Source organism: Streptomyces sp. BE20, assembly GCF_036322525.1.
Lineage (GTDB): Bacteria > Actinomycetota > Actinomycetes > Streptomycetales > Streptomycetaceae > Kitasatospora.
Map to the genome: position 1 here is coordinate 74,715 of NZ_JAQYWW010000683.1, position 15,753 is coordinate 90,467.

General features: G+C 75.0%; 14 protein-coding genes. 9 read left to right on the forward strand and 5 right to left on the reverse strand.

Annotation, left to right across the window (positions count from 1 at the left end; genetic code table 11):
* Nucleotides 1–68: 68 nt before the first annotated feature.
* The 4 genes from PUR61_RS15205 (at nt 69) to PUR61_RS15220 (ending at nt 3,984) form a co-directional block, all read left to right on the forward strand.
* Entirely contained in the window at nt 69–1,124 is a 1,056-nt protein-coding gene (locus tag PUR61_RS15205) for a hypothetical protein (RefSeq protein WP_329879373.1), read from the forward strand.
* Nucleotides 1,121–2,461, forward strand: a complete 1,341-nt coding sequence (locus tag PUR61_RS15210) for a sensor histidine kinase (protein ID WP_329879374.1) — start codon at nt 1,121–1,123, stop codon at nt 2,459–2,461. Before PUR61_RS15205 ends, PUR61_RS15210 begins: the two co-directional genes overlap by 4 nt.
* Nucleotides 2,458–3,195, forward strand: a complete 738-nt coding sequence (locus PUR61_RS15215; RefSeq protein ID WP_329879375.1) for a response regulator transcription factor — start codon at nt 2,458–2,460, stop codon at nt 3,193–3,195. The genes PUR61_RS15210 and PUR61_RS15215 overlap by 4 nt, the downstream gene beginning before the upstream one ends.
* A gap of 129 nt (nt 3,196–3,324) precedes the next feature.
* Nucleotides 3,325–3,984 (forward strand): Pr6Pr family membrane protein, encoded by a 660-nt coding sequence (locus tag PUR61_RS15220; protein WP_329879376.1) that lies wholly within the window; start codon nt 3,325–3,327, stop codon nt 3,982–3,984.
* Between the two features lie 64 nt (nt 3,985–4,048).
* On the opposite strand, the gene PUR61_RS15225 is transcribed toward PUR61_RS15220, so the two are convergent.
* On the reverse strand, nt 4,049–4,420 hold the full coding sequence (locus tag PUR61_RS15225; RefSeq protein ID WP_329879418.1) for a toxin Doc: 372 nt from the start codon (nt 4,418–4,420) through the stop codon (nt 4,049–4,051).
* A gap of 61 nt (nt 4,421–4,481) precedes the next feature.
* Nucleotides 4,482–4,694 carry a hypothetical protein gene (locus PUR61_RS15230; protein WP_329879377.1) on the reverse strand — a complete coding sequence of 71 codons (213 nt, stop codon included), beginning with the start codon at nt 4,692–4,694 and terminating at the stop codon, nt 4,482–4,484.
* An 802-nt stretch (nt 4,695–5,496) separates the two neighbouring features.
* Here PUR61_RS15230 and PUR61_RS15235 point away from each other — a divergent pair.
* Entirely contained in the window at nt 5,497–6,798 is a 1,302-nt protein-coding gene (locus tag PUR61_RS15235; RefSeq protein ID WP_329879378.1) for a S41 family peptidase, read from the forward strand.
* A 111-nt stretch (nt 6,799–6,909) separates the two neighbouring features.
* Here PUR61_RS15235 and PUR61_RS15240 read toward each other — a convergent pair whose 3' ends face one another.
* Entirely contained in the window at nt 6,910–8,517 is a 1,608-nt protein-coding gene (locus PUR61_RS15240) for an ABC-F family ATP-binding cassette domain-containing protein (protein WP_329879379.1), read from the reverse strand.
* A 738-nt stretch (nt 8,518–9,255) separates the two neighbouring features.
* Here PUR61_RS15240 and PUR61_RS15245 point away from each other — a divergent pair.
* The 4 genes from PUR61_RS15245 (at nt 9,256) to PUR61_RS15260 (ending at nt 13,794) form a co-directional block, all read left to right on the forward strand.
* Nucleotides 9,256–10,494, forward strand: a complete 1,239-nt coding sequence (locus PUR61_RS15245) for a trypsin-like serine peptidase (protein WP_329879380.1) — start codon at nt 9,256–9,258, stop codon at nt 10,492–10,494.
* A gap of 179 nt (nt 10,495–10,673) precedes the next feature.
* A complete protein-coding gene (locus PUR61_RS15250) occupies nt 10,674–12,311 on the forward strand; it encodes an ABC-F family ATP-binding cassette domain-containing protein (protein ID WP_329879381.1) in 1,638 nt (545 codons plus the stop codon).
* A gap of 107 nt (nt 12,312–12,418) precedes the next feature.
* Nucleotides 12,419–13,096: a nitroreductase family protein gene (locus PUR61_RS15255; protein ID WP_329879382.1), complete on the forward strand. Its 678-nt coding sequence runs from the start codon at nt 12,419–12,421 to the stop codon at nt 13,094–13,096.
* A 74-nt stretch (nt 13,097–13,170) separates the two neighbouring features.
* Nucleotides 13,171–13,794 (forward strand): GNAT family N-acetyltransferase, encoded by a 624-nt coding sequence (locus PUR61_RS15260; protein WP_329879383.1) that lies wholly within the window; start codon nt 13,171–13,173, stop codon nt 13,792–13,794.
* 83 nt (nt 13,795–13,877) lie between these two features.
* Here PUR61_RS15260 and PUR61_RS15265 read toward each other — a convergent pair whose 3' ends face one another.
* Nucleotides 13,878–14,834 (reverse strand): aldo/keto reductase, encoded by a 957-nt coding sequence (locus tag PUR61_RS15265; protein WP_329879384.1) that lies wholly within the window; start codon nt 14,832–14,834, stop codon nt 13,878–13,880.
* Nucleotides 14,835–14,943: 109 nt separating this feature from the next.
* The gene (locus PUR61_RS15270; protein ID WP_329879385.1) at nt 14,944–15,693 is read right to left on the reverse strand and encodes a GDSL-type esterase/lipase family protein; all 750 of its coding nucleotides are present in this window, start codon (nt 15,691–15,693) and stop codon (nt 14,944–14,946) included.
* Between the last annotated feature and the right edge of the window lie 60 nt (nt 15,694–15,753).

The window sequence follows — 15,753 nt, forward strand, 5'->3', positions numbered from 1 at the left end:
CTGGCGGGGGAGGCGGATCCCGTTCACGGAGGACGCGCCGGCGGTCCCCCGCGCGGGAGCGTGGCCGCATGACCTCGACGACCGCGCTCCGTCCGGCCCCGGCCCCCGCCGCCCCGCCCGTCGGCCGGGTACGCGCCGCGGCGGCCGTGGTGGCCGTCGCCGCGACCCTGCCGTACCTCGCCCTCAAACTGCTCTGGCTCACCGGCCACCCGGTCGGGGCCGGTGACGCCGACGCCATGGACGACCTGTGGCTGGTCAACCTGCTCACCTTCGGCATGGACGCGATCGCCGTGGTGCTCGCGCTGTCCTTCGTCCGGCCGTGGGGCCGGCGGGCCCCGGCCGGGCTGCTGGCCTTCCCGATGTGGGTGGCCACCGGGCTGCTCGGCACGATCCTGGTGGCGCTGCCGCTCTTCCTGCTCACCACCGTGGTGCTCGGCCCCGAGGAGCCCGCCGCCGGTGCCGACGACGGGCCGAGCGGCTGGATCTTCCCCGTGGTGTACGGCGGGTTCGCCGTCCAGGGCCTGGCCCTGATCACCGGGTTCCTGCTGTACGCGCGGCAGCGCTGGGCCGGGCTGCTGCACGACCGGATCGGCGACCTGCCCCGCTCCCCCACCCTCACCGTCCAGCGGACGTTCGCCTGCGTGGCCGCGCCGCTCGCCGCCGGGGTGGCCTCGGCCCGCCTCTACTGGGCCTTCGGCGGGCACGCCGGGCTGCCGCTGGAGTGGCGGCAGCAGCACAGCCGGGGCGTCGCGGTGATGGACGGGGTGACCGCCGCGGCGGCCGTAGCGGCGGCGGTCGCGCTGCTCCTCCTGGTGTTCCGGATCCGGCCCGGGTGGCGGCTGCGGGTGCCACTGGCGGTGGCCTGGACGGCGGCCGGGTCGATCTTCGGCTGGGGGTCGTGGCAGCTGGTGGCGTTCGGGACGACCACCGAGGTGCCCGGGCTCGGCCGGGCCGTGCCCGGGCTGCTCCCGCTGGTGGAGTCGGCGCAGGTGGTGACCGGCCTGCTGGTGCTGACGGTCGGCGCGATCGCCCTGGTCGAACGCGCGGCGGCGCTCCGGGGGACCGCACGGAAGGCGCCGGACCTCGGCCGCTCCCGTACTGCTGACGTAGAGTCTGCGCCGTGATCACGGGGGCGAGCACGGGGACGGACGCGGAGGCGGGCGCGGGGAAGCGACCGGGGACGGGCACCGCCGCGGGCGCCGGCAGGGGCGCGGCGGTACGGCGGGCGGCGGGTGCGCTGTTCGGGCGGCGGGCCCGGCTGCGCTGGGTGCACCTGGTCCTGGGCGGCGCGCTGCTGATGCCGTACTGGATGCTCTCGGCCGTCGTCCTGGGCAGCCTCGACCAGCGCAACGGTCCGCTGCGCCGGCTCCTGCTCCACTTCGCCGCCCTGGGCCTGTCGCTCCCGATGGCCGCCGTCACCGCGCTGGTGCCGATCGCCCGGGCCCTGGAGGGCGCCGCCGCGCGGGCGCTCTGCACGCCGGCCCGCCCGGACGAGGTGGTCACCGGCCCGGCCCGGTCCTGGGCGGCCCGGCGGCGGACCGCCGCCTGGTACGTCCTGCACGTGCTGTTCGGCGGCGTCGTCAGCGGCATGACGCTGGCCGGGGCACCGTTCGCGATGGTGCTGCTGTTCTCCCCCACCGGGCTGGAGGAGCTGGTCCGGTTCTGGGAGGACCGCGGCTTCCCCGGCTGGCTGCCCGGCCCGCTGACGGGCCTCGCACTGCTCGCCCTGATCGTCTCCACCAGCGCGGGCCTCGGCGCGCTGCTCGCCCGCTGGGCGCCCGTCCTGCTCGGCCCGACCCCGGACGAACGCGTGGCCGCCGCCGAACGGCGCGCCACCGTCCTCGCCCAGCGCAACCGGCTGGCCCGCGAGCTGCACGACTCGGTCGGGCACGCGCTCAGCGCCGTGGGCATCCAGGCCTCGGCCGCCGCCCGGGTCCTGCGGACCGACCCGGACTTCGCCGCCGAGGCGCTGGCGGCCAACGAGGAGACCGCGCGCGGCGCGGTCGCCGAACTGGACGCCGTCCTGGGCCTGCTGCGGGAGGGGGACAGTGCGGAGGCCGGGCCCGCCGGGCCCACGCTCGCCGGGCTGGACGACCTGCTGCGCCAGTTGGCCCGCACCGGGCTGACGGTCGATGCCGAGCTCTCCCCCGGCCTGGACCGGCTGCCGGCCGCGTTCTCCCGCGAGGCGTACCGGATCGTCCAGGAGGGCCTCACCAACGTGCTCCGGCACGCCGGCCCCGCGCCCGCACGGCTGCGGGTCGGACCGGTCGGCGGGCGGCTGGAGATCGAACTGACCAACCCGGTCGGCCCGGCCCGGCCCAGCCGCCCCGGCGGCGGCCGCGGGCTGCGCGGGATCGGCGAGCGGGCGGCGGCACTGCGCGGCGGCTGCGAGGCCGGGCCGGCGGACGACGGGACGACGTGGCGGCTGGCCGTCTGGCTGCCGGCAGGAGGAGAGCGATGAACGTTGCGAGCACCGGAGGCGCCGTGAACACCGCAGTCACCGAGGGCACCGGGGGCACCGGCGATCCGGCGGGCGGCACCGTCCGGGTGGTGATCGCCGACGACGAGCGGCTGGTCCGGACGGGCCTGCGGGTGGTGATCGACGCCGAGCCGGACCTCACCGTGGTCGGCGAGGCCGCCGACGGCGCCGAGGTCGTGCCGCTGGTGCGCCGGCTACGCCCGGACGTGGTGCTGATGGACGTCCGGATGCCCGGCATCGACGGCATCCGGGCCACCGAGCAGCTGGTCGGCGGCATGGCCGACCCGCCCAGGATCCTGGTCGTCACCACCTTCGAACACGACGACCACGTCTACGACGCGCTGCGGGCGGGCGCCGCCGGGTTCCTGCTGAAGCGGGCCCGCGCGGAGGAGATGGTGCAGGCGGTGCGGCTGATCGCGCGCGGCGACTCGCTGCTCTTCCCGGCGGCCGTGCGCGAGCTGGCCCTCCGGTACGGCTCGGCCGACAAGCCCACGGAGTGGGACCGCGGACCGATCGGGCGGCTCACCGAGCGGGAGGGCCAGGTGCTGCGGCTGATGGCGGCCGGGCTCAACAACGGCGAGATCGCCGCGAAGCTCGTCGTCAGCCAGGAGACGGTCAAGACGCACGTCGGCAGCGTGCTCGCCAAGCTGGGCGCCCGGGACCGCACCCAGGCGGTGATCGCGGCGTACGAGTCGGGCTTCGTCCTGCCGGGCTGAGCCACCGGGGCGGGCGGGCCGGCGAGCGGGACGTTTCTTCCACCCCGGGCCTACCGGCGGGTAGAGTGCGGCCTTCGCCTCCCGACCGTCCGATACCTCCCGTATCGCCTGAAACGAACTGGTGACCGTATGTCAGTCCGGACCAGCCCGGCGCTCTGGTGGCGCCTCGGCATCGTGCTCTCGGCAGGCCTCGGCCTGACCCTCCAGACCGCGCCGCTGGTGTACTTCACCATCCAGAGCAACGTGATCGTGCTCGGCTACTTCATCGGCGCCGTCTACTGGATGGTCAAGCGCGGCACCGTCGACGCCCCCGCACCCCGGCTGCGCGGCGCCGCCACGCTGTACATCCTGATCACCGGCCTGGTCTCGCACGTCCTGCTGGAGCACGGCGCCAACCCGCTGCCCGGGCTCTTCGACGGGCCGGACAAGCTCCAGCACTGGTCGTCATTCTTCCTGCACTACGTCACGCCGGTGCTGGTCATCGCCGACTGGCTGGTGCTCCGGCCGCGCAACGCCTCCTCCTGGCGGGACATCCCGCTCTGGCTGGCGTTCCCGCTCGGCTACGCGGGGATCGTGCTGGCCCGCAACGCGCTGTTCTCCAACTACCCGATGCCCTACCCCTACTTCTTCTTCGACCCGACGACCGAGGGGTACGGCTACGTCTGGGGTCAGATCGCGCTGCTGACGGTCGAGTTCGTCGTCCTGGGGGCCGTCGTGGTGGGGCTGGACCGACTGGGCACCCTGGTCGCCGGCAAGCTCCGCCGGACCGCCCTCCCCTCCGAGGCCTGACCGCGCCGCTCCCCCGCCCCGCCCACACCCGTCCCGTCCTCGCGGCGGCCGGCCCGGACCCCGCTCAGATCCTCCAGGAGCGGATCCGGTCGGCCGCCGCGAACACGTCCGCCCGCCCCTCGCCGATGTCCCGCGCCAGCTCCACCAGCGCGCCGTACGGCGGGTCGATGCCCTCCCCGGCCGCATGCATGTACGCGGCCGTGGTCATGCAGGCGTAGAGGTTGTTGCGCACCGGCAGCGGCCTCAGCAGCACGATGGTGTGCATCAACGTGGCCGCGCACCAGGCCGGATCGGCGTCGTGGCCGAGCTGCGCGGTGTTCACCCGGTGCCGCGCGACGGCCGCCTGCAGCGCCGAGTAGTCGCGCACGCTCAGGTCCTCGGGCGAGGCCTGCTCCTGGATGTCGAGCAGCCAGCGCAGATCGACGCGCAGCAGCATCATCGCGGCACCCTTCCCGCCCCGCCCGTCCCGGCCGCCCGGCCCGCGCCCCTACGCACGCTCACGCCGCCGGCGCGTCCTCCGGGAACGCCTCGTCGAACTCCTCCCGGTGCGCGTTCCAGAACGCCACCGCGTGGTCGACGAACACCCGCCGCTGCTGCTCCCGCACGCTGAGGTCGTGCACGTACGCCTTGACGCTCTTCCCGTCGGCGGCCGCCGCCTCGCGGATGGCGGCGAGCTCGTGCTCCGTGTACTCGATGTTGAGCGCTGGCATGGCGCCGATGGTACTGGAGCGTACGGGAGTTGGGTACCGGACCGGCACCGCGCGGACGGCACCGGGGCCGCGGTGGCCGGCAGCCCCGCCGACCGACGGGCGGGGCTCGTCCGCGGGATTCACGGCCGTACGCCTCCGGGCGGAGGCGGGGCGGAGGCGGTGTACCTCTGGGGTCCCGGTGGGGACCGCCCTGCGGGTGGACGTGCGGACGTGCGCCGGATCCGTACCGTCGGTCGTGGGCGGCGGAGGGGTTCCGCGGGGGAGGCCCGGACCTGGGGGCGGGGTCCGGTCCGGGTTTCAGGGGTGGCGGGTTCGGCGACGCCGCACGGGCGGCGGGGGTCGCGGCGACGGCGCTCGCCGTCGCCGCGGGGGCGACGGCGCCGGCCTCGGGCGCGGGCGGAGGAACCGGACGGCCGCCGCGGCTCGGCGCCCACCGAGGCCCGGCGGATCCTCGCCGGTCCGGCCGGGTAGCACCGCACCCACCGCCGCAGCCCACCCGCCCCGGCACACACCACAGCCCGCTGCACGCAGCACGAACGCCTGCGGGCCCTCGGCGGCGGAGGCCGCGGCACGCAGGACCCGGCACGACAGAGGCACCACCCGAGCAACCGGAGACGGACGATGAGGCACAGGAACACCCCGGCCAGGACGACCGAGCGGCGCACCCGGCCCAGGGCCGCGGCCAGGACGGCGGGAGTCGCGGCAGTGGCGCTCGCGGTGACCGCGGGGGCGGTCGGTGCGGCCCGGGCCGCACCCGCCGGGGCGGACGAGGCGAGGCGGCCGGGCGGCGGGCGCCTGGCAGGTGGACGGCTACGGGACGATCGTCGAGTTCACCGGGACCACGCTCACCACCTACGACGTGACCCGGATCAGTTGCACCCCCGGCCGGGTGAGGGCCGAACAGGTCGGCGCCCCGGGGCCCGGCGGGGCGATCAGGTTCGGCTCGCCCGGCAAGCCCTACGGCGAGCTGACGGTCACCCCCGACGGCCGCAACCGGGCCGTGTACAAGGACGACGGGGCCAGCGCGACCAAGGACCTGGCCCGGCTGCCGGGCGGTCTGCCGTCGCTCTGCCGCCGGCCCGCGCCGCAGGACCCTTTCTCGGCCTTCGACCGGTTCTGGGCGACCTTCGAGGAGAACTACCCGTTCTTCGCCGCCAAGGGCATCGACTGGCACGCCGTCGGTGCCGCCCAGCGGGCACGGATCACCGCGCAGACCACCGACGACGATCTCCAGCAGATCTTCGTCGACATGCTCCGGCCGCTCGGGGACGCCCACACCGCGCTGGCCCGCAAGCGGGCCGACGGGGGGCTCAGTGCCGTCTTCGCCGGTCAGCGGCCGGGCACCCGGGAGCCCACCGACGAGGTGCAGGAGCTGGCGGCGGAGGCCGTCGCCGCCCAACTGATCTCCCCGGAGAGGACGTTCGGCCGGGGAGCGCTGGGCGTCGGCGAGCTGCCCGGCGGGATCGGCTACCTGCGGGTGAGCGCCTTCGACGGGTACGTCGACGACGGCGGGTACCCGGCCCACGCCGCCGAGCTGGACCGGGCCCTGGACACGCTCCTGGCCCGCCCCGGGCAGCTGCACGGTCTGGTGATCGACCTCCGGCTGAACGGTGGCGGCTCGGACGAACTCGGGCTGCGGATCGCCGCCCGGCTGACCGACCGGCCATATCTCGCCTACCTCAAGGTCGCCCGGAACGACCCGGCCGACCCGACCCGCTTCACCGCCCCGCAGCACGTCCCGGTCCGGCCGGCCGCCGCGACGCGGTTCACCGGCCCGGTGGCCCTGCTCACCGCCGGTTCGACGGTGAGCGCGGGCGAGACGTTCACCCAGGCGCTGATGGAACGGCGCCCGGCGGCGGTCCGGATCGGCGAGAACACCCAGGGCGTCTTCTCCGACATCATGTTCAAGCCCGTCTCGGACGCGTTCACGGCCGTCCTGCCGAACGAGAAGTTCCTCACCCGTGCCGGCACCACCTTCGACGGCCCGGGCATCCCGCCGGACATCGCGACCCCGGTCTTCACCGACGAGGAGCTGAGCCTGGGACGGGACTCCGCCCTGACCACCGCCCGACGCGTCCTCGGCGGCGCTCCCCGCGCGGAGTAGGTGGTGGACCCGCCACCCTGCGGGTCCACCACCCCGGCGCACCGGCGTCTCGGTGCACCGGCGTCTCGGCCCGGGCGCCGACCCGCGCCGACCGGGCCGGGACACCGATCGTCACATCGGCTCCACCCTCCTCAGCTCGCCGTCCAGCTCCAGCCAGCGGGTGATCCCGAGGCCGCGCAGGAACGGCAGGTCGTGGCTGGCCACGACCAGCGCGCCCCGGTAGGCGGCGAGCGCCTGGGTGAGCTGGCGGACACTGGCCAGGTCGAGGTTGTTGGTCGGCTCGTCGAGCAGCAGCAGCTGCGGCGGCGGGTCGGCCAGCAGCAGCGCCGCCAGCGTCGCGCGGAACCGCTCGCCGCCGGAGAGCGTGGCGGCGAGCTGGTCGGCCCGGCCGCCGCGGAACAGGAAGCGGGCGAGCCGGGCCCTGATCGCGTTGTCCCCGGCACCGGGCGCGAACAGCTTGACGTTCCCCGCGACCGTCAGGCCGTCGTCCAGCAGGTCGAGCCGCTGCGGGAGGTGGCGCATCGGCACCGGTGTGGTCACCTCGCCCTGCAGCGGGGCGAGTTCACCGGCGATGGTGCGCAGCAGGGTGGTCTTGCCGGATCCGTTGCGGCCGACCAGGGCGATCCGCTCCGGTCCGCGCAGGTCGAGGTCGGCGGTGGCGCCGTAGGGCAGTCGGACCTTGTCCAGGGTGAGGACGGTGCGGCCCGCCGGAACGGCGGTACGGGGCAGGTCGATCCGGATCTCGGCGTCGTCCCGGACCGCCTCCTCGGCGGTGGTGAGCCGGCGCCTCGCCTCCTCCAGTCGCTCGGTGTGCATGCCCTGGAGGCGGCCGGCGGTCTCCTGGCCCTGGCGCTTGAGCTTCCCGGCGAAGATGTGCGGATCGTTGCGGGTGACCGAGCGCTTCCTGCCGTAGCTCGCGCTGCGATCCAGCTTGGTCCGCGCCTCGGTGAGGTCCCGCTTCTGGCGCTCGACGTCGGCCTCGGCGCTGCGCAGGAGCCGCTCGGCCGTCTCCTGCTGGGCGGCGACGGTGCGCTCGTACTCGGCGAAGTTGCCGCCGTACCACGAGACCTGCCTGTCCCTCAGTTCGGCGATCTGGTCGACGTATTGGAGCAGCTCGCGGTCGTGGCTGACGATCACCATCACGCCGCCCCAGCCGGCCACCGTCTCGTAGAGCCGCTCGCGGGCGGCCCGGTCGAGGTTGTTGGTCGGCTCGTCGAGCAGCAGGACGTCGGGACGGCGCAGCAGCAGGGCGGCGAGGCGCATCAGCACCGCTTCCCCGCCGGAGAGTTCGCCGGTGGTGCGGTCCAGGTCGAGCCGGTGCAGGCCGAGCCGGTCGAGGAGGGCGCGGGCGCGCTCCTCGACGTCCCAGTCGTCGCCGACCGCGTCGAAGTGGCGCTGGTCGGTGGAGCCGGCCTCGACGGCGTGCAGGGCCTCGCGGACGGCCCGGACGCCGAGCGCCTCGTCGACCCGCAGGGCGGTGTCCAGGGTGAGGCCCTGCGGCAGGTAACCGATCTCCCCGGCCACCTTGACGGTGCCGGAGGCGGGGGTGAGTTCACCGGCCAGCAGCCGCAGCAGGGTGGACTTCCCGGCGCCGTTGAGCCCGATCAGTCCGGTGCGCCCGGGGCCGACGGCGAGGTGGAAGCCGTCGAGGACGGGCCTGCCGTCCGGCCACTCGAAGGAGAGGTCGGTGCAGAGGAGCGAGGTGGTGGGTTGTGCCATGGAAGCCTCCCGGGCATTGCCGGACGTGGCCGGTCACCGGCCGTGGTCGTGGAGCGGTCCGACGGCCGTCCGGCGGGGACGCGGCCGTGGAACGGCGGCGTCGCGGAACGGCGGTGCGGTCGCGGGGCGACTCGGGGTCGCAGGGCAACACGGGAGACACCGCGGGGGGAGGCGGAGGCCGGAAGGGGTGGGCCGGAAGCGGGCGACCGGGGTCGTCAGCAGGACGGGGGACGCCGGGTCGGCTCACCACTGAGGTCGGGCACTCGCACACTCACGGACCGCGGGCAGCGACATGGCTGCGGCGCGGCGGGGGCGGTGTCTCGGGACCTCAGTAGAGCAACGGCCTTCTCCTGTTCTGGCGGCTGACGGGGACCACGCTACGAAGGCGCGCAGGGCCGTGCAACCGGTTTTCCCCCGGCGGTCCCGCCGACCGGGCGCCGACGTGGGGATCCACCGCTCGCCCACCGATCCGCAGGCCGCCCCGCCCCCCCTGCCACCAGCTCTGCCACCTGCCCTGCCGCCGGCCCCGGCGTTCCGTCGGGCGTTCCGTTCGGTGTTCCGTCGGGCGTTCCGTGCCGATCGCGTGCCGATCCGGTGACAGCCGCGCCCCGGACCGCTCCCGGGACCGGGACCGGTCCGCACCGCGTGGCAGACTCCTCCCCTGCCGCAACCGCCACACCCGCGGGCCTCCGGGCCGCGCGGCGCCGTGGCGTGCATCCAACAGGGGGAACTGAACACATGTCACCGATATCCCGGGCGACGCGCGCCGCGCTGGGCGCCTCCGTCGTCGCACTGACCGTGGTCGTCGCGACCGCGTGCGGCCCGGAGAACACCGACCCGGTCGCGGCGCCGACCGCCGCGGCCACCGCCGGAACCACCGACAAGCCGGGTGCGGCGCCGCTCAAGCTGCCCAGCGTCGACGAGCTGAAGAAGTGGAACTTCGACGACTGGGACAAGTGGGCCCAGCAGAACGTGATCACCCCGGCCGTCAAGGGCTACTGGGACCTGCAGAAGATCCTGAAGGCCAAGCCCTACAAGCCGGGCCCGGGCGGACAGCCCACAGCGCAGCCGACGGCCGCCCAGCCCACCGGCGCGGCGCCCACCCAGCCGCCCGCGCAGCCCACGGCCCAGCCCAGCCGGCCGGCCCAGCCGACCACGCAGCCGCCGGGGGACGGCGGCAACGACCCGCAGCCGAAGCTGATCGAGGAGAAGCCCGTCCCGCACCCGTTCGCGAAGCAGTACCACGTGAACGGCAAGCTGTTCTTCCAGAAGGGCAGCGAGGAGTACGTCTGCTCCGGCACCGTGGTCTCCGACCCGGCCAACCCCGGCCGGAGCAACCTGGTGTGGACGGCGAGCCACTGCCTGCACGGCGGCAAGGGCGGCAAGTACCACACCAACATCACCTTCGCCCCGGCGTTCAACAGCACCGGTGCGCTGAGCGGCGGCAAGCAGGGTTCCCTCGCGCAGGCCGAGCCGTACGGCGAGTGGGGCGCGGTCGCGGGCATGATCGCCCCGCAGTGGGCGGGCGAGGCGGACCCGGAGAACGGCGGCCCGTGGAGCCAGTACGACTTCGGCATCCTCCGGGTGGCCGACCCGGACGGCAGCGGCAGGTCCCTGGAGGAGGTCGTCGGCGGCTCGGTGCCGATCTGGTTCAACGCCCCGCGTGACCAGATCACCGCCGTGAGCAGCTACGGCTACCCGGCCGGCAAGCCCTTCGACGGCATGGAGCTGGAGCACTGCGACAGCGGGAAGCCGGCCCGCCGCTCGATGGACCCGGCCCGCCCGACGATGCTGATGACCGGCTGCAACGGCACCGGCGGCGACAGCGGCGGCGGCTGGTTCACCACCAAGGACGGCAAGCAGGTGCTGGTCTCGGACACCTCCATCGGCGGGTCCGACAACACCTGGGAGGCCGGCCCGTACCTGGACGACGTGGCCCAGCACGCGCTGGACTACTTCTCCAAGAAGAGCAAGTGACCTCGGGCACGTTCTGAGCCCGCCCCCGCCGGGGCCGCAGCACCTCCGCTGCGGCCCCGGCGGCGTTCCCGACGGTCCCCGGACGGCAGTTCCCCCGCACCCCTCGCACGCGCCCCCGGCCGGCGGTCCCCGGCCTCCCCCGCACCGGGCCCCGCGGCCCGCCTAGAATCGGGTCCATCATGAGCGCCACACTCGTCGTCAAGGACCTCGCCGCCGGCCACGGCGAGCGCACCCTCTTCTCCGGCCTGGACCTGGTCGTCGCCCCCGGCGACGTGATCGGTCTGGTCGGCGTCAACGGGGCAGGGAAGTCGACCCTGCTCCGCCTGCTGGCCGGCCTGGACACCCCCGAGGGCGGCTCGCTGCGCCTCAGCCCGGCCTCCGCCAACATCGGCCACCTCCCCCAGGAACCGGAGCGCCGCCCGGGCGAGTCGGTCCGCGACTTCCTGGCCCGCCGGACCGGGGTCGCCGCCGCGCAGGCCGAGCTGGACGAGGCCACCCAGGGCCTGGTGGACGGCGTGGCGGGCGCCGACGACGCCTACGCGTCGAGCCTGGACCGCTGGCTGGAGCTGGGCGGCGCCGACCTGGAGGAGCGGGCCGAGGAGGTCGCCGACTCGCTCGGGCTGAAGGTCTCCCTCGACCTGCCGATGACCGCGCTCTCCGGCGGCCAGGCCGCCCGGGCCGGCCTCGCCTCGCTGCTGCTCTCCCGCTACGACGTCTTCCTGCTCGACGAGCCCACCAACGACCTCGACCTGGACGGCCTGGAGCGGCTGGAGTCCTTCGTCAAGGGTCTGCGCGCGGGCACCGTGCTGATCAGCCACGACCGCGAGTTCCTGGCCCGCACGGTGACCAAGGTGCTGGAGCTGGACCTGCACCAGCAGCAGGTCAACCTGTACGGCGGCGGCTACGACGCGTACCTGGAGGAGCGCGCGACGGCCCGTCGGCACGCCCGTGACGAGTACGAGGAGTACGCCGACACCAAGGCCGGTCTGGAGGCCCGGGCCCGGATGCAGCGCGGCTGGATGGAGCACGGCGTGCGCAACGCCCGCCGCAAGTCCTCCGACAACGACAAGATCGGCCGCGCGATGCGGACCGAGTCCACCGAGAAGCAGGCGTCCAAGGCGCGGCAGACCCAGCGGATGATCGAGCGGCTGGACGTGGTCGACGAGCCCCGCAAGGAGTGGGAGCTGCGGATGGAGATCGCCACCGCGCCGCGCTCCGGTTCCGTGGTCGCCACCCTGCGCGGGGCCACCGTCCGGCGCGGGGACTTCGCCCTCGGCCCGGTGGACCTCCAGATCGACTGGGCCGACCGGGTCGCCATCACCGGCGCCAACGGCGCCGGCAAGTCCACCCTGCTGGCCGCACTGCTCGGCCGCCTCGAACTCGACTCCGGCAGCGCCGCCCTGGGCTCCGGCGTGGTGGTCGGCGAGGTGGACCAGGCACGCGGGCTGTTCCTCGGCGGGGAGCCGCTGTCCGACGCGTTCGCCGCCGCCGTACCGGAGTTGTCGCCGGAGGAGGTGCGCACCCTGCTGGCCAAGTTCGGCCTGAAGGCGGTGCACGTGAGGCGCCCCGCCGGCACCCTCTCCCCGGGTGAGCGGACCCGGGCCGCGCTCGCGCTGCTCCAGGCGCGCGGGGTGAACCTGCTGGTGCTGGACGAGCCCACCAACCACCTGGACCTGGCCGCCATCGAGCAGTTGGAGTCGGCGCTGGCCTCCTACACCGGCACGCTGCTGCTGGTCACGCACGACCGCCGGATGCTGGACACCGTCTCGGTGAACCGGCGGATCGAGGTCGGCGGGGGCCGCGTGCAGGAGAGCTGAGGCGCCCGGCCGTCCGGGCGCGAGCACCGGTCCGCGCGACCGGCCCGGGGATGTGGTCCGAACCTGACCCCTTCCCCGGCCGGTCGTCATGTGCTGTGCTGTCGCCCATGGTTGACAGCACTGTGGCAGCCGGGACGCCGTACCCGAGCGTCCCGCTCCGCCCGATGACGGTGCCCGCCCACGAGGCCGGGGCACGGAGCAGGTCCTTCCACGACGTGATGGCGCAGCGCCGGACCGTCCGCGACTACTCGACCCGTCCGATCCCGGACGACGTGGTCGAGTGGGCGATCCGTACCGCCAACACCGCGCCGAGCGGCGCGCACGTCCAGCCGTGGCGGTTCGTGGTGATCACCGACCCGGAGCGCAAGCGGCGGCTGCGCGAGGCCGCCGAGGCGGAGGAGCGCGAGTTCTACGCCCACCGGGCCTCCCCGGAGTGGCTGGCCGCACTGGCGCCGATCGGCACCGACTGGGAGAAGCCGTTCCTGGAGGACGCCCCGGCCGTGATCGTCGTCTTCGAGGTGCACAAGGGCCCCAACTCGCCACGCCCGTACTACACCAAGGAGTCGGTGGGGATCGCGGTCGGCCTGCTGCTCGCCTCGCTGCACCAGGCGGGCCTGGCCACTCTCACCCACACCCCGAGCCCGATGAAGTTCCTCAACGAGGTGTGCGAACGGCCCCTGGAGGAACGGGCCGCCTACGTGATCCCGGTCGGTTACCCCGCCGAGGGGGCGCGCGTGCCGGATCTGCAGCGCAAGGAGCTCGACGAGGTGCTGGTGCGCCTCTGACGCGCCCCCGGGCGGTGCCGCCGCGCGGCGACGGCCGGTGGTGACAGGTACAGGACGTCGCCATAATCGCTGTCATGAGCCACGTCATGCCACAACCGTGCGGGGACGTGCCCAGGCCCGGGACTCCGCGCACCGCCCCCGGGGCGGTCACCCCCGGCCGGCCGCCGGAACTCCTGCGGCCGGCCGGGGGCATCACGCTGCACCGCCGGTCCCCCGCCCACGCACCCGCGCTCAACGCCGCAGTCCGGGCCAACCTGGAACACCTGCGGCCCTGGCTGGAGTGGGCCGCCGAGGCACCCACCCCCGCCCAGACCGCCGAACTCGCCGTGGCCGGCTCCGCGGCCTGGGACGCCGGCACCGACTTCATCTACCTGGTCGGCCTGGACGCCGAACCCGGGCGGGTGATCGGCTCGTTCGGCCTGCACGGGCGGATCGGCCCGGGCGCGCTGGAACTCGGCTACTGGCTCAGCGCCGACCACCTCGGGCGGGGTATCGCCACCACCGCGGCCGGGGCCGTGACGGAGGCGGCGCTGGCCCTGCCCGGCATCGGGCGGATCGAGATCCACTGCGACGAGGCCAACACCGCCAGCGCCGCCGTGCCGCGCAGGCTCGGCTACCGGCTCGACCGGGTCACCGGCGCCGCGCTGCGGGCACCGGGCGAGACCGGGCGGAAGATGGTCTGGGTCAAGGGGCACTGAGCGCGGCCGGGCGGGGCCGTCGCCGCCGGGCCGGGCGCGGCCACCGGGCGGGGCGGACCGGGCGGACCGCCGCACGGGGCGGTTCAGTACCGCCCGCCGGTCGGCGCCGGCAGCGCGTCCAGCTCGGCGAGGTCGGCCGCCGAGAGCACCAGCTCGGCCGCCGCCGCGTTGTCGACCAGGTAGCGCGGCGTCCTGGTGCCCGGGATCGGCAGCACGTACCGCCCCTGCGCCAGCACCCACGCCAGCGCCACCTGGGCGGGCGTCCCGCCGACCCGCTCCGCGACCGCCCCGACCTTCTCCACCAGCGCCAGGTTCGCCTTCAGGGCGTCCTGCTGGAAGCGCGGCAGCGAGCGGCGGAAGTCGTCCGCCGGCAGCTCGTCGAAGGACGAGATGCTGCCGGTCAGGAAGCCCCGGCCGAGCGGCGAGAACGGCAGGAAGGCGATGCCCTCCGCCTCGGTGTACGGCAGCACCTCGGCCAGCGCGTCCCGGGTCCAGAGCGACAGTTCGGACTGCACGGACGCCACGGGGTGCACCGCCTGCGCCCGCTTGATCTCCTCGACACCCACCTCGGAGAGCCCGATCCGGCGGGCCTTGCCGGCCTCGACCGCCTCGGCCAGCGCGCCCCAGGTCTCCTCGATCGGCACCTCCGGGTCCACCCGGTGCAGCTGGTACAGGTCGACGTGGTCGGTGCCGAGCCGGCGCAGGCTCGCGTCGATCGCCTGCCGGACGTGCTCGGGCCGGCCGTTGCGGACCACCCGCTCGGTGCCGCTGCCGGGCACCAGCCCCACCTTGGTCGCCAGTACCGCACGCTCCCGGTGGGGGCCGGCCAGGGCTGCGCCGACCACCTCCTCGTTGCTGTACGGGCCGTAGATGTCGGCCGTGTCGATCAGCGTGACGCCGAGGTCCAGGGCCTGCCGGATCACGCCGATCGAAGTCTCGTCGTCGCGGCTCTGCGGGTCGTAGGCCCAGGTCATCCCCATGCAACCGAGGCCGATCACTCCGACCTCGGGGCCCTCGCTGCCGAGCGTGGCGTTGCGCATGACGGTTCTCCTTCGTGGGTCAACGGCGGGTGGTTCGGCTCCCGGCGGCCCGGGAGCGGCACCGGGTGGCTCACCGATGAACAGCCTGTCCCTTCGAGTGCGCTCTAGGTCAAGCCCGGCCGGCCGCCGCGGCGTGTCGCACCCGGCCGTCCGCCAGCCACTCGCGGAACCCTCCCCGCAGCACCAGCTCCGCCAGCCGCCCGTACCCGCCCGCGCCCGGGTGCGCGCCGTCCCCCGCGAGGGCCTCCGCGACCCAGAGCGGATCCTCGGCCAGTGCGCGCGTCACGTCGACGAACGACACGCCGCGGGCGCCGCAGAGGGCGGCGATCCCCTCGGACAGCTCCAGCTGCCGGGCCAGCCGCTCCTCGCCCCCGTCGGCCACCGGGGGCGGTCCCACCACCAGGGCCGCGAAGCCGCGTTCGCGGGCACCGTCGAGGAGGTCGGCGACGTTCGCCAGGCACTGCTCCGGCTCGACCCGGGGGCGGCCGTCCTCGATCGTCGTGTCGTTGGCGCCCACCGACAGCACCAGCCGGTTGTCCGCCCCCGGCAGTGCGCGCACCCCCGTCTCGGTCCAGCAGCGGGCCAGCACGTCGGCCGAGGTGTTCCGCCGGACACCCAGGTTGAACACGGTCACGTCGGCGGACCGGGCGCCCCCGCCCTCCTCCGCGCCGGCCCCGCCGCCCACCACGCCGACCCCGCCCGCCGAACCGACCCCGCCCGCCGCGCTCCCGACCAGGTCGGCCCAGGCGGCCGCCATCACCCGGCCCACCCAGCCACGGAACTCCGGGTCACCGACGCCCTGGGTGAAGGAGTCCCCGATGAAGCAGATGCGCAGATTCCTCGTCATGTCTCCGGTCATGCCGGAACCTTAAGGTCCACGTAAGCCCGGCTGCGACCTGCCTCCGATGCACCGGAGGTT